Source organism: Dyadobacter soli (assembly GCF_900101885.1).
GTDB classification, from domain to species: Bacteria; Bacteroidota; Bacteroidia; order Cytophagales; family Spirosomataceae; genus Dyadobacter; species Dyadobacter soli.
In genome coordinates this window covers 448,585-461,486 of sequence record NZ_FNAN01000001.1, presented here as the reverse complement: position 1 = coordinate 461,486, position 12,902 = coordinate 448,585, and the positions used below count along the sequence as shown (strand labels likewise).

At 51.2% G+C, this 12,902-nt stretch carries 11 protein-coding genes; 4 read left to right on the top strand and 7 right to left on the bottom strand.

The features are described from left to right. Window positions 1-122 precede the first annotated feature (122 nt). The gene (locus tag BLQ88_RS01665; protein ID WP_090146066.1) at window positions 123-2,750 is read left to right on the top strand and encodes a Kelch repeat-containing protein; all 2,628 of its coding nucleotides are present in this window, start codon (window positions 123-125) and stop codon (window positions 2,748-2,750) included. 4 nt (window positions 2,751-2,754) lie between these two features. On the opposite strand, the gene BLQ88_RS01660 is transcribed toward BLQ88_RS01665, so the two are convergent. From BLQ88_RS01660 to BLQ88_RS01640, 5 genes are all read right to left on the bottom strand, one after another. After that, window positions 2,755-4,158, bottom strand: coding sequence for a hypothetical protein (locus tag BLQ88_RS01660; RefSeq protein WP_090146064.1), 1,404 nt, complete (start codon window positions 4,156-4,158; stop codon window positions 2,755-2,757). Further along, on the bottom strand, window positions 4,145-4,729 hold the full coding sequence (locus BLQ88_RS01655) for an RNA polymerase sigma factor (protein WP_090146062.1): 585 nt from the start codon (window positions 4,727-4,729) through the stop codon (window positions 4,145-4,147). Before BLQ88_RS01655 ends, BLQ88_RS01660 begins: the two co-directional genes overlap by 14 nt. Window positions 4,730-4,773: 44 nt before the next feature. Beyond that, window positions 4,774-5,712 (bottom strand): PepSY-like domain-containing protein, encoded by a 939-nt coding sequence (locus BLQ88_RS01650; RefSeq protein WP_090146060.1) that lies wholly within the window; start codon window positions 5,710-5,712, stop codon window positions 4,774-4,776. A 40-nt stretch (window positions 5,713-5,752) separates the two neighbouring features. Next, window positions 5,753-6,490, bottom strand: coding sequence for a hypothetical protein (locus BLQ88_RS01645; RefSeq protein ID WP_090146059.1), 738 nt, complete (start codon window positions 6,488-6,490; stop codon window positions 5,753-5,755). Window positions 6,491-6,674: 184 nt separating this feature from the next. Continuing rightward, on the bottom strand, window positions 6,675-7,463 hold the full coding sequence (locus BLQ88_RS01640; RefSeq protein ID WP_090146057.1) for a mechanosensitive ion channel family protein: 789 nt from the start codon (window positions 7,461-7,463) through the stop codon (window positions 6,675-6,677). 115 nt (window positions 7,464-7,578) lie between these two features. Between BLQ88_RS01640 and BLQ88_RS01635 the strand changes: the two genes are divergently transcribed. Continuing rightward, window positions 7,579-8,241 carry a hypothetical protein gene (locus BLQ88_RS01635; RefSeq protein WP_229212522.1) on the top strand — a complete coding sequence of 221 codons (663 nt, stop codon included), beginning with the start codon at window positions 7,579-7,581 and terminating at the stop codon, window positions 8,239-8,241. A 129-nt stretch (window positions 8,242-8,370) separates the two neighbouring features. Here the strand turns inward: BLQ88_RS01635 and BLQ88_RS01630 are convergent, their stop codons facing one another. Together BLQ88_RS01630 and BLQ88_RS01625 are read right to left on the bottom strand one after the other, a co-directional pair. Then, complete coding sequence (locus BLQ88_RS01630; protein WP_090146055.1) at window positions 8,371-9,414, bottom strand: AI-2E family transporter; 1,044 nt, start codon at window positions 9,412-9,414, stop codon at window positions 8,371-8,373. A 98-nt stretch (window positions 9,415-9,512) separates the two neighbouring features. Next, entirely contained in the window at window positions 9,513-9,947 is a 435-nt protein-coding gene (locus BLQ88_RS01625; RefSeq protein WP_090146053.1) for a DUF5990 family protein, read from the bottom strand. A gap of 570 nt (window positions 9,948-10,517) precedes the next feature. Here BLQ88_RS01625 and BLQ88_RS01620 point away from each other — a divergent pair. Both BLQ88_RS01620 and BLQ88_RS01615 read left to right on the top strand, forming a co-directional pair. Beyond that, complete coding sequence (locus tag BLQ88_RS01620; RefSeq protein ID WP_090146052.1) at window positions 10,518-11,522, top strand: ATP-binding cassette domain-containing protein; 1,005 nt, start codon at window positions 10,518-10,520, stop codon at window positions 11,520-11,522. Next, the gene (locus BLQ88_RS01615) at window positions 11,515-12,879 is read left to right on the top strand and encodes an HlyD family secretion protein (RefSeq protein ID WP_090146050.1); all 1,365 of its coding nucleotides are present in this window, start codon (window positions 11,515-11,517) and stop codon (window positions 12,877-12,879) included. The genes BLQ88_RS01620 and BLQ88_RS01615 overlap by 8 nt, the downstream gene beginning before the upstream one ends. Window positions 12,880-12,902 lie beyond the last annotated feature (23 nt).

Sequence of the window (12,902 nt, the reverse complement as noted above, 5' to 3'; positions counted from 1 at the left end):
AAACGGCCGGGGCGCATATTTTTATGTAACCGGCATTCCCGGCTTATATTATTTCAAGTTTTTTTTAACTTTTGTAAATTATTACCACTGACTGCGTATTACCTGAACCGGGCCGACTTACTATGAGCCATTTTATGCCTCCTGAAATCGCTGTGAACAGCGCGCGCCCGGTATCGCCCCTGAACCACCCGATGAAATTGCCCGCTTTCCTCCTTGCATTCCTTTTCGTTATTTCCCTCACGGCCACGGCAAATGCCCAGTCGCACGGCCTGCGCTTTGCCAGTTACGAAGTTTTACAGGACCACCGGACCACGCTCGACCTTACGCCGGCCAAGCCCATTTGCTTTTCGGAAAACCTCGAACTGGCATTCGATCTCTCTTTCATACCTAAACAAAAAACCTATTTCGGCTACATTTTCCGGCTGATCGGGGATGATAAACACAACATCGACCTGATTTACGACAATGGTATCGCCGCCGCAAATGGCCGTTTCCGCGTTATTACGGGCGATCAATTGTCCGCGATCGCATTCAATATTCCCGATCAGGCGCTTTTGGGCGGATGGAACAAGTTCGTCGTCAAACTCGACGCGGCTGCCCGTAAACTGAGCATTAGTACCGGCGGCAAAACCTATTCCCATGTGCTGGAAGCCGCGCCCGGCGGTTGTTACCAGGTGCTTTTCGGGGCTAATCAGCACAAGTCGTTCCAGACGACCGACGTGCCGCCGATGAATCTGGCCAATATCGGCGTTTCCGGCGATGGCAAACAGGCCGGTTTCTGGCCGCTCGACGAACATTCCGGCGAAACGGCTCATAATGCGAAAGGCAAAGCTGCCGGGCTGGCCAAAAACCCGGTCTGGATCGAAAAGCTGCACGAAACCTGGCAGCCGCGCAAACGAATGGTTACCAGCGGATTTGCCTGTTCTGCACTGGATCAAAGACGCGAGATCGTGTACCTGATCGGCGAGGATAGTCTGCATACCTATTCGGTAGCGAGCCAGGTGACGGTTTCTTACCCCTATCAATCGGGCAGGTTGCATCTGGCGAAGGGGAACCAGGCATTTGTGGACACTGTCACGGGGAATCTTTATACCTACAACGCCGACCAGCAACGCATTGCACGCTTTGATTTTACGACGCGGAAATGGGACAACAACTTTATTTTCCCCATTCCCGAAAGCTCCACCGAATACTGGCATTCCAACAAGTTTTATTCAGCAGCTGATTCCTCGCTGTACATTTTCGGCGGGTACGGTCATTTGACCTACAAAAACAAAGTACACCGCTATCATTTGTCGACCAGCCAATGGCGTACCGTCGCGGCTGATACCGGCATTTTTACGCCGCGCTATCTTGCTGCGGGTGGTTTCGGTCCAAAAGGCATGTACATCCTCGGCGGTTATGGCAGCCTCACGGGCCAGCAGATCCTCAACCCCAGAAACTGGAACGATTTGCTGCTTTTCGACCCACGGAGCGGGCAGTGGAAAAAAGTATACGATACCGGCGCAGACCTGCCTCAACTGAATTTCGCCAATTCGCTCGTATTCCCGGACGGGCATTTGTACGCATTGAGTTTCCCGAAAAACCGGTATAATTCCGAACTGCAACTCATTCGCGGATCGCTCGACAAGCCGGAGTTCAAGCCGATGGCCACCGCTATCCCCTATGCTTTCCACGATACCCATTCCTTTGCCGATCTTTTTTACTGCCCGGAAAGCAAGCAGCTCGTTGCATTTACCATAACGCGGAGCGAGGACGACAAGCAGACTGTCATGCACGTGTACACGCTGCTCACGCCCGTACGTGAGGCGTACGCGGAGGTTGCCACCGCGGCCAATGAGGCTTTACCGATCTGGCCGTTCGCAGTGGCGGGCGCGGGATTGCTATTGGGCGGGACCTGGTTGTATTTGTGCAGGCGAAAGGCTTCGCCAGTTATTCCAAAAGTGGAAATCAATGTGGCTGAGAATGTTGCGCCTGCACCAGCTGTATTGCGCAAGAATGCGGCCCCCGTAGTGACTTATGCGAAAAACAGCATTTCGCTTTTTGGGGATTTGCAGCTCACGGACAGCAATGGCAACGATATTACGCAGGCATTTACACCGCTTATCAAAGAGCTTTTCCTGGTTATCCTGCTGTATACCATTCGGTGGAAAAGGGGTATTAATTCCGATAAGCTGCGGGAACTGCTGTGGTCGGACAAGTCGGCGGAGAGCGCCCGGAACAACCGCTCGGTGAATCTGACGAAGCTGAAAGCGATCCTCGCTAAAATGCCGCATTGCCAGATCGTGATGAATGCGGGACATTGGAAACTGGATTTCGATGAAAACGAAGTACCTGTCGATTACCTCGATTTTATGAATATCACCTCTTCCAAAACGATCGACCGCCCGATGCTCGAAGCGCTGATAGGCATTACCAACAAAGGGAGCTTTCTTTCCAATATGGAGTTCGAATGGCTGGACCCTTTCAAATCAGAGATTTCAAATATTGTCGTCAATACTTATCTGAACTTCGCGGGAAGCATTCCGGTATCTGACGACCCGGAGTTTATGATCCGCCTCGCCAACAACATTTCGTATTTCGACCCGGCCAATGAAGAAGCGATGATCCTGAAATGCAAGTCGTTTGCATTGCTAGGCAAGCATTCCCTCGCGAAAAGTACTTTTGAAAGCTTCACACGGGAGTACAGCAATATCTACGGCGAAGAATTCCGCCGGGAACTGGCCGATATTCTGAAATCGGAAGTTTAAAAGTTTATTTTTTGATATACCGCAAACCCACCGACAGCCCGATCTGGTAGGGCTGGATTTTAAACGGGTTGTCGGGATTGCGCAGTTTCGAAAGGCTGTACTCGAAATAGGGACCGACGGTCATGACCACATGATTACCCGCAAAAAGCTCCTTCCCAAAGCCCGCATTCACCCAGGCCAGGTTCCTCTTAGAAGTAAGATCGCGGGTGAACTCCGCACCGAAGTCGCCGTAATAGTTACGCAGGAAATGCGAGCGGCGCACCGTGTGTTTTTTAACAGCTAATCCTACCAGCCGTACCGTGCTGCTCTCGTGCTGCGGAATGCCTTTTCGAATGACTTCGTAATTGCCCGAAAGACCCGGCCCTACGACAAACTCGCTGGTGGCAATCTCATACCGGTACGATTGCCTGAACTGCCCGTAATTGAGCAGCAGCTGGAACCCCTTGCGCTCTACCCCGGCCGAAAACTTGTACCCGACAGTTTCCGCGGAGATTTTGCCGGGCAAAACGAAGTTCTGGTAAACGACACCATTTCCCGACCTCACGGTCAGGATCTGGAAAGTGCGGAGCGGTGTAATGCCTGCCACAAATGCCCAATGCGTTTTGAAAAGATATTCGTAACGCTTCTGCGGCTCGCCGGGCGTAACGAGGCTGTCGGGCTGCCAGTGATATTCAGGAAGGGCCAATGGCCTGTGATCCAGCACCCCGATGTCTTGATCGGCCAAGAGCGGCCCTTCCAGGTCTTTGGTATCGTTTTCGCCGGCAGTAGCGCTGTCCGGCTGCGAGCTTGCCGCCAGTATTTTCTCCAATTCCGATTCGAGGAACGCCTTATCGGCAGGCGAAATGGATTCATCCCTGATCCACAGCGAACCAAATGACGACGGGTTCGATTTCACCAATTCGATCAGCTTCACCACATCCCCACGCGTGTACCTGCGCACCCTGGCACCCACGCGGATGGCGCGTGACGTACGTGCTGCACTTGTACGTACGAGGCCCGTATTGTTCTGAACGGGATTGGTTTCCAATCTCGATTCCGATGCAGGGGTAACAAGGTCCGCATTGCCTGTATTGCCCGATGGCCTCCCATGCTCCGGGCTTTCTTCTTTTGCATTAGAACCCTTTTCGGCTTCCGGCGCAACCGAAAGTACTTTCGCAACCTGCCGCACGCCCGCTACCATATCTTTTTTCCGCTCCAACGAATACGATACAATATACACGGCGGCCGTGAGTGTGATGAGCAGCAGCAGCGAGGCCACAATGCCCGTTTGCACCATGCTCGTCCCTCCGCCCAAAGCCTTGAAGATTTTCTCCCTCAGGTTCGGGTCAGGCAGTCTTTCAAAATTGTCGAATCGTTCCCGGAGCGCTTTACGCAACTCCTCGTCGATACGCTCGTCAGAAGATTTCATATTGCGTAATTCCTTTTTCCTGTAACTTCCTCATTAACAAATTCCTTCCTCTTAAAAATTGCGACCGCGACGTGCTGTCCGAAATACGCAGCATTTCGCCGATCTCGCTATGTGTGTAACCGTCTATTAAGTGCAGGTTGATGATCATCCGGTACCCGTCCGGCAATGTGCTGATTACATTCAGCAGCACATTCATGTCTATCTGGGTGATGATCTTGCCATAATCCCCCGATTCGATCTCCCGCTGGTAATCTTCCAGGTTGGAATGCAGCTGCTGTTCCTTGGTGGTGCGGTGATAGTAATTGATCGCCGTCCTGATCACCACCGATTTCACCCACGCATCGATCACCTCCACGTTCCTCAATTCGTTGATATTCCTGAAAACCTTGATAAACCCGTCCTGGAAAATATCTTCCGCCTCCGCCCTGGTCTTTGCGTAGCGCAGGCAAAGCCCGAGCAACCTGGATTTGTAGCGTTCATAGAATGCAGTCTGCGCCCTGGTATCGCCGGCTTGACAAGCCCGAACCAGATCGGCCAGCGAACTGTATTTCTTGCTGCGGAAAAATGCCATTCAGAGGGGTTATGAAGTGTATCGTTGAACCAATTACGCTTCGCTCATCGATCGATCGTGGTCTGGTAAATCATTTTTACAAAATTTCCATCCTGATCGAAAATGAGCCTGGCATCTTCACCTGTCCCCTGCAAACTCATTCCGTAACCTGTTCCGGTAGGGTCGGAAAACTTGTAACCTTCCAGAATTTTCATGGTAGCAAATGCGGTTGAGCCTTTTACAAAGTTCTGTATTTTTTCAGGGTATTCATCAATATTGTAATAGAATGCCTCGGCCCTGTAACTGGTATTGATCAGTTTGCCGGAAGCATCGAAAGTAAAGTCGTAATTGGTACTCGATGCGGTGTAGGCATTTATTTCATATTCCTTTTCATTCTTTTCATTCACCGAAATCCTTGCCGTTGCAAATCTTAATTTTTCTCTTTCCAAAAAACTTCCCGCGGGCGTGGGCAAAGCATTCAGATCATCCTTGCCGATAATGTACGAAAACTTAAAGTAAGGTTCTAACCGGACCTGGTATTTAGCGGGCTTGCTGGCCTTGTTCTGTACCCACGTAAGCAGGTAATTGCGGCTGCCCCAGTTATATTTTGAATCGAATATTTTCTCGTCATTGATCTGTGGATCAGGCTCTTTATAGGTATCAGCCACACCGCCGCTCACACTCCGCGCAGGCAGCGACTGCCGCATGGAGTCCGGCAAAGCGCCATGCATCCGGTATACGCTCAATATTTTTTTGGTATTTAAAGCTGCGTAAAAAGAATTCCCTTTCAAATTATAATAAACTTCATAAAGCTTATCTTTTTCAATGGCCAGAAAAGTCGCGTCCGTGGCGTCCGGATATGCATTCGACATCACTTTAATAATCGCTTCCGGTAATGTTTCCGGCGGGATTGCCTGCTGATCTTTGTAATTGCTGCATCCGTTCAGGACGAAAAGGAAAACAATTAAAAGAAATAATTTACGGGTAAATTTTCTTTCATTCATAGCATCAATTAAGTTGATCGCCGGGGTGCCAGTTATGTATTTAATATAAGGACATTCCAGATTTGTGCTCCGCATCCCGGTATTCGACGTCCGTCATCCAGGCTGCCCGCATGATAAATGCATAAGTGATCTTTCCCCCGGGCGTTTGCTCTTCCGCTATGATCCGGATGCGCTCCGAGCTAGCCGCTCTTCGGGCTTCTTCTACCCCTCTGTACAAGGGAGCAGGCTCGGCGGCGACATATCCGCTATCGGGGCGCCAGTCGGTGCCCGACAATGCGCCGGCGAGTGATTGTATACTTCCGGGCAATGGAAGTTTCATCATTTTTCGCCCGTTGTCCCAAATCCATTCCCCGCTTTCCTTCGTCGTTTTGACCAGCACTTCACATTTGAACTCCCCGAAAGGCACTTTGCCGTAGACGCCCGTCATGCTGGATTCGCTGACGACGCCTTTTCCAAAATAGCCGCGGCCGAACTGTATCGCTACGAACGGAACGACTTCGTTCAGGTAATGGCTGCTGAGCAATGTCGGCTTTTCCCTTACATTCACTGTGGCAATCTGGTCTTCATCCTGCCGGGATATTTCCTCGATGCGCCAGTACCTTTCCTGGACGACCATCCTACCCAGAAACTCCGCTTTTGTAAGTTCCTGCCCCGATTTCGGCCCTACTTCGGTACTCCTGTCGCACGACGGCAGTGTAAGCATCCCCAAAAGAAGGCTGCTCACCAGGCATATCCCGATCAACCGGTCGCGACCGGCTTTTCCATACTTCGTGATCATTCCTGAATTCGATTTTCCTGCCCTTCCGGAAGGGCTACATTGAAATCCGGTCCAACCATTGTCCGACTATCTTTTCATGGCTAATAGGCTGGTACAAAAAGTCTCCCTGCATCTCGCCGTCTGGCGGAGCATGCAGGGAGACACGCATTCTTAAAAAACCGCTGCACGGAGCAGAAAAAAAATCTCAACCCATTCCCGGCAATTTGAGGCCGGAGCCTTTCAAGGCTTCCATTAACTTCTCCTGGATCTCCATTTTGGTATCCACAAAACCGTGGGCATCGAGCCACACATTCACCATTACCTTGTAGCCGTCAGACTCGATAGACGATATTCCGATGCGTCTTGCGGGGACTTTAAGGGCACTTTGGGCATGATCGAGGACATTGTTGATGATGTTTTTAACCTCTGAGAAATCGATGGCATTGCTGAATTTCATCTCCACATCCAGCCGCCTGTTCCCCGACCTGCTGATGTTGACGATCACCTCATTCGATAGCTTGCTATTCGGGATGATCACCGAGCGGTTATCATAAGTTTTAACCACAGTATAAAAAATCTTGATCCCCTCGACGGTACCCTCCTGCCCTTGCGCTACGATATTGTCGCCAACGTGAAAAGGTTTGAGGATCAGGATCAAAACACCGCTCGTAAAGTTCTGCAGAGTACCCGACAATGCCAGACCGGCCGCAACGCCGATTGCACCGATTAATGCGGCAAAAACCGTCATTTGGATGCCTATGATCTGCATTACCGACACGATAAGCAGTATCCGCAACGTCGTGACGGCGAGGCTTAGCAGGAAGGGAGTCAGCGACGGATCGATGTCGCGCTTGTACATGTGTGCATTGAGGTAGCGCGAGAGCAGGCGGATGAGCCAGAAGCCCACTACCAATACGCCTATTCCCAGGAGAACAGAAGGCCCGGTTTCCAAGATCCACGCGTAAGCCTTGTTATAAAACTGCTGAATTTTCATGATTTGAGTGCATTGACTGAAATACCCGCCTCGCGAGAAAAATCCGTTCCACCGGCGTTTGGCATATTTTTTGATCCCTGTTTTCCCATTTAGTTAAGGAAAAAACCCAACAGACATGGAAATCCATCATCACCAACAAACCCAAACAGGAGGTGCCACGAATGGCGAAGAGGATACTCACGCCACCCACGGAGGGGCTAGCCGTGCCAGATATATCGTGTATGCCATCCTTGCCGCCATTGCGATCGGCATCAGCATTTACTTCTATGCGCCCAAGCCTGTGAACAAGGCCGCGAATGCTAATATTTCCTTGTTTCTACAAAACACGATCACCGATATTGATACCAAGCTCAAAAATGGCGATAGCAATACCGATCTGGCGACGCGGCTTTCATGGCACAAATCGAACAACGCGCTCTACAATGAGGCCAAGAGCAATTCCGACAAAAAGATCGTACAGCAGCGCGAAGTCCTAAAAACGAAAATGGTGCAGGTGCAGCAACGTGATTTCCCCGAACTGCGCACCGCCTACGTCGACTCCAAAAAGGAGGCACTCGACGAGCAGCATGTGACCATCGGGCTGTCCGGCGCGCACCAGGAGGTACTGACCTTCGAAGGCCAGATGTTCAAACCCGAGCAGGTGCAGGAGGATTTTATGAAGAACATCTACGGAATTGTGAACGACCTGCGGTTTAAAAAGGTAGTGTACAAATGGTCCGACTCGCCGGACGGGTATCATAATTACGAGATCCGGTCGAAGGGGGATGCGGAGATTTGACGGCCGACGACCGACCGCCGACTGCCGATCGCTTGTAATGACCTGCGGTCGAACATGGACGATGGCCGACAATCAATCCCCATCAAGCGATCGGCGGTCGGTCGTCGGTCGTCGGCGGTCATTTCGCTGTCAGCGGTCGGTGGTCGGCGGTCGTTTTACCATCGCCTCCCCCGCAAACTCGTTCCGGTAGATGCGTATCAGCAACATCACCAGGCTGATCAGCAGCGGGCCGAAGATAAAGCCCCAGAAGCCGAACAGCCGCAAGCCGGCGATCAGACCGAGGATGGTGATGACGGGGTGCACATTCCCTACTTTTTGTAAAAGGGTAACGCGGGCTACGTAATCGATGTTACCAATGATGGTTACGCTGTACGCAGCCAGGCCGATCGCTCTTCCGGTTTCACCTTTGGAAAAAAGGAAGATCACAAGCGGCAGCCAGATCATCGCCGTACCGATCACGGGGAAGAATGCGCACAGGCCGGTAATGAGGCCCAGCAGCACAAAATCCTCAATTCCCACGATCCAGTAACCCAGCAATGCTACCAGCCCCTGGATCAGCGACACGAGCGGAATGCCCAATGCATTCGCGCGCACCATTCCGCAGATCTCGTCGGCGAGCGATTGTATGTTTTTGTGTTTGAGCGGAATGTAATGTTCCAGCGTTTCTTCCATCAACCGCCCGTTTTTAAACATAAAATAGGCCAGGAAAAGGATCATCAGCAGGTTGCCCAGCATCATAGCGGAGCTGTTGAGTATCCCCGGTATAAAACTCGCCGCCTTTTTGCGGATATCGGCTGTTGCTTCTTTGGTAAGCAGGTCCTGCCCCGTCCATTCTTTGAGCTGTGCCGTGATCGCGTCCATCGCGTGATTGACCTGTTCGGGGTTTTCTACGATCATATCGATTTTCTGGACGATCATTTGAATCGCAAAATAGACCGGCGCTACAATGCAGGCCATAAATAGCACCATGAAGAGGATCGCAGTGAGGCCCTTCTTCCACTTTCGTTGTTCAGTGAGGTGAAAGTAGTACCGCCGACAAAGGATGTAAAGCGTGAGCGCACCCAGAAAACCGGGGAAGAATATGTAAAGTTGCCTGAAAACAACTACTGCCAATGCGGTGACAATCAGCAAGAAAGCTATCTGACGAATGCGGTTGTTAAAGTCCGTAACCATGAAATGTGGGGTTGTGATGTATATACGTGGTGCAATTATCATACCACCCACAGCGCACATGCTGGCAGCCTACGAGGTCGCTTCACCAACCAGGTTCATTATTTAGTATACCAACCAGCAAAAGGTTTGACAGTTGCACAGTTTGGCCCCCCATCCCGACCAGTCCCGGGAACAATAGTCTGCAATAATGAGTCACCATGCAATGAATCGATTTCCTTCCAGGTAATTCCTGTTAACGGGATTTTAAGCCGTCTAGACCAATGCGTATCAGTTTGGCCAGCATATGTGCCAATGTCGATATAAACGAACTTACTATCTGCGGGACCCTGAACAAAAGTGCCCGACAATTTGGGAAGTTCATCTTTTGATCTGTCGCCTTTTACTTTAATTGAAAACGTAAAAGTTAAATCATCGGACGTGGAAATTTGCTTTTGAACAGTTTCGTAATTGTTACCAGCGCCCTTTTGAAGCCCAAAAACCACGTTTTGGGTGGGTTTGATAAGGATGATTTGCATTGTTATTTCAGCTTCCATTTTTTAAAAAAAGTCTGTTATTCAAATGGTGTATAATCAAAAGTTCCGGCGGATACACGCCTCGAATTCATCCCGGGCTTCACGCGCTAACTACGGCATTCGCCGTGTTGTCAACGGAATAGCCCGAATCCGGCAACCATACCCGATTTGATTAGAAACTGATTAGAATATGATTAGAACAAATATTAATTTATTCTTCCGTTTTAAATGCATTTAAAGGTCTGGAAGTGCGATGTAATGAAAACGAAACCTGATTTTTAACAATATAATTAAAGCACTTTTACATTTCGCATAACTGCCTTTTTATCAATAGCTTATATCAATCAAATGAAAAAATAAAGTAGTTGATAAACAAGTAGTTACTTGCCGAAATACGCATGAAATAAAATGGCGTTAATAATGATTAAAACGAATCTGTGAAAGATTAGAATTTATCACTTTTCTTGGAAACGGGGCACCTTTGGCCCTATTCTTGTCGTTCCAGAATACGTGAAATAAACTTTAATTGGAAAGACGGCGGGGCAAAACCCGCAGCCTGCCTTTGCCCTTCTTCCGCCACTGAATTCGTCAATGAAAAAAAAATATCAGGCCGATGCTCCCACCCCCTGGCAACGGCTTATTGGGATCTTGTACGTCGAACGGTCGACGATCAACTACATTTTTATTTACGCCGGCCTGATCGGTCTGATCGGCCTTACCCTGCCGCTCGGGACCACGGCGGTCTTTAATCTGCTATCCAACGGTGCATTATATAGCTCTACCTACCTGCTGATTGCGATGGTACTGCTCGGGGTCGTTGTGGGCGGGATATTGCTCATCGGCCAACTCACGCTCGTGGAGCAGATCGAGCAGAAAATTTTCGCCAAAGCGACGCTGGAATTCGCCTACCGCTTTCCGCGGATCAAACGCATGGAACTCGATGGTGAAAACCCGCCGGAGCTGGTCAACCGGTTCTTCGATGTGATCACGATCCAGAAAGGGCTCACGAAACTGCTCGTGGAAATCGTCGCGGCGGGCGTGCAAATCATCTTTTCCGCGATCCTGGTGTCGTTCTACCACCCGGTTTTCATGACTTTCGGACTGCTGACGATCGTTTCTACGCTGCTGGTGTTGTTTCTGTATTACAAACGCGGCGTGCAGACGAGTATAGAGGAATCGCACCACAAATATGAAGTGGTAGCTTACCTGGAAGACGTGGCATCGGACCTCGACAACTACCGGGGCCGGCCCGACAAGCTGAAAAAGGTGATGGTGGAAACCGACAGGATCACCTCCGAATACCTCCATGCCCGGAACGACCATTTCCGGATATTGCGCCGGTTTTTTGCCAGCGCGGTGATAGTCAGGACATTACTCATGGGCGGATTGCTCTTTCTCGGCTCCTATTATGTGGTGCAGCGCGAGATGACGCTCGGGCAGTTTGTGGCGGCGGAGGTGATTATCGTACAGATCAGCTACGCGATCGAAAAATTCATGACCAGCCTGAACACCATTTTCGATATGGTGACGGGCAGCGAAAAACTTGCCACGGTGACCGACCTGGAACTGGAAGAAAGTGAGGTGAGCCATGGTTAAGCATTCACGCGACCTTACCAAGCGCCGGGACTGGGAAGACCTGGGCATTGAATCGGAAAAGCAGCTCCTGAAAACCCAGGGCCCGCGCTTGCTGGGCAGGATTATGCTGGTATTGCTCTTTATATTCCTCATTGTGCTGTTCCTGCCGTGGCGGCAGACGATCCCGGGCCGCGGCACCGTCACAGCCCTCCGCCCGGAAGACCGGCCGCAAACGGTACAGAACCAGATCGGCGGACGGATCGAGCATTGGGCCGTGCGCGAAGGGCAACAGGTGAAAAAAGGCGACACGATCCTCGTCATTTCCGAAACCAGCCAGTCGTATTTCGACCCTAACCTCCCTACCCGGCTGCAAGAGCAGCTGCAAGCGAAAGAAGGTTCCGAAAATGCCGCCGCGCAGAAAATGGAGGCAACCGCCGCGCAGATCAAAGCGATGACGCAGGGACTGGAAGTGCAGCTGGCGGCTGCCCGCAACAAAGTGGAGCAGGCTGAAAACTACGTGCAGATCGACAGCGCCGACCTCGTGGCGGTCCGCAAGTTCTACGAAATCAGCAAAGCCCGGCTCGAACGCTATGAGACGGGTTATAAAAACGGCCTTTTCTCGCTGACCGACATCGAAACCCGCCGCCTGAAATTGCAGGAGGACAATGCGAAGGTGGTGAGCCAGAGCAACAAGCTGAGCAATGCGAAGCAATCGCTGCTGAATGCGCGCATCGATCTCGACAATATCGAAGCCAAATACCAGGAGTCGGTCGCGAAGGCACGCTCGGATATGAGCTCGGCGCTATCCAGCCGTGTGAGCGCACAGGGCGACATTGCGAAGCTGCGTAACGAAATTTCCAACATCGATATCCGCCGCGGGCTTTACGTGGTACGTGCGCCGCAGGACGGTTTCGTGGTGAAAACGTTGAAGGCCGGTATCGGCGAAAACATCAAGGAAGGCGAATCCATTGCCACCTTGCAGCCTTTCCAGCCGATGGTAGCGGCGGAAATATATGTGAATGCAATGGATGTGCCGCTCATTCTCGACAGCAGCGACGTGCGCCTGCAATTCGAAGGCTGGCCGTCGGTGCAGTTTGCGGGCTGGCCGTCGGTGGCGGTGGGCACATTCGCGGGAAAAGTGTCGGTCATCGACATGGTGAGCAGCACCAACGGCAAGTACCGCCTCCTGGTGACGCCGACCTACCCGGTACCCGGCAACGACGAAGACTGGCCGGTGCAGCTGCGCCAGGGCTCGGGGGTGTACGGGCGCGTGATCCTGCGCTCGGTGCCGCTGTGGTACGAGATATGGCGAATGCTGAACGGCTTCCCGCCGAGCCTGGAAAAAGAGCCGGATAAAACTGCGGCGTCTTCGAAGTAATGTAAATGCGAAGTGATTTTTGA

Coding starts and splice junctions, on each gene's coding strand:
- BLQ88_RS01665 (WP_090146066.1), top strand. CDS start 123: ATGAGCCATTTTATGCCTCCTGAAATCGCTGTGAACAGCGCGCGCCCG.
- BLQ88_RS01660 (WP_090146064.1), bottom strand. CDS start 4,158: ATGAAATCTTCTGACGAGCGTATCGACGAGGAGTTGCGTAAAGCGCTC.
- BLQ88_RS01655 (WP_090146062.1), bottom strand. CDS start 4,729: ATGGCATTTTTCCGCAGCAAGAAATACAGTTCGCTGGCCGATCTGGTT.
- BLQ88_RS01650 (WP_090146060.1), bottom strand. CDS start 5,712: ATGAATGAAAGAAAATTTACCCGTAAATTATTTCTTTTAATTGTTTTC.
- BLQ88_RS01645 (WP_090146059.1), bottom strand. CDS start 6,490: ATGATCACGAAGTATGGAAAAGCCGGTCGCGACCGGTTGATCGGGATA.
- BLQ88_RS01640 (WP_090146057.1), bottom strand. CDS start 7,463: ATGAAAATTCAGCAGTTTTATAACAAGGCTTACGCGTGGATCTTGGAA.
- BLQ88_RS01635 (WP_229212522.1), top strand. CDS start 7,579: ATGGAAATCCATCATCACCAACAAACCCAAACAGGAGGTGCCACGAAT.
- BLQ88_RS01630 (WP_090146055.1), bottom strand. CDS start 9,414: ATGGTTACGGACTTTAACAACCGCATTCGTCAGATAGCTTTCTTGCTG.
- BLQ88_RS01625 (WP_090146053.1), bottom strand. CDS start 9,947: ATGGAAGCTGAAATAACAATGCAAATCATCCTTATCAAACCCACCCAA.
- BLQ88_RS01620 (WP_090146052.1), top strand. CDS start 10,518: ATGAAAAAAAAATATCAGGCCGATGCTCCCACCCCCTGGCAACGGCTT.
- BLQ88_RS01615 (WP_090146050.1), top strand. CDS start 11,515: ATGGTTAAGCATTCACGCGACCTTACCAAGCGCCGGGACTGGGAAGAC.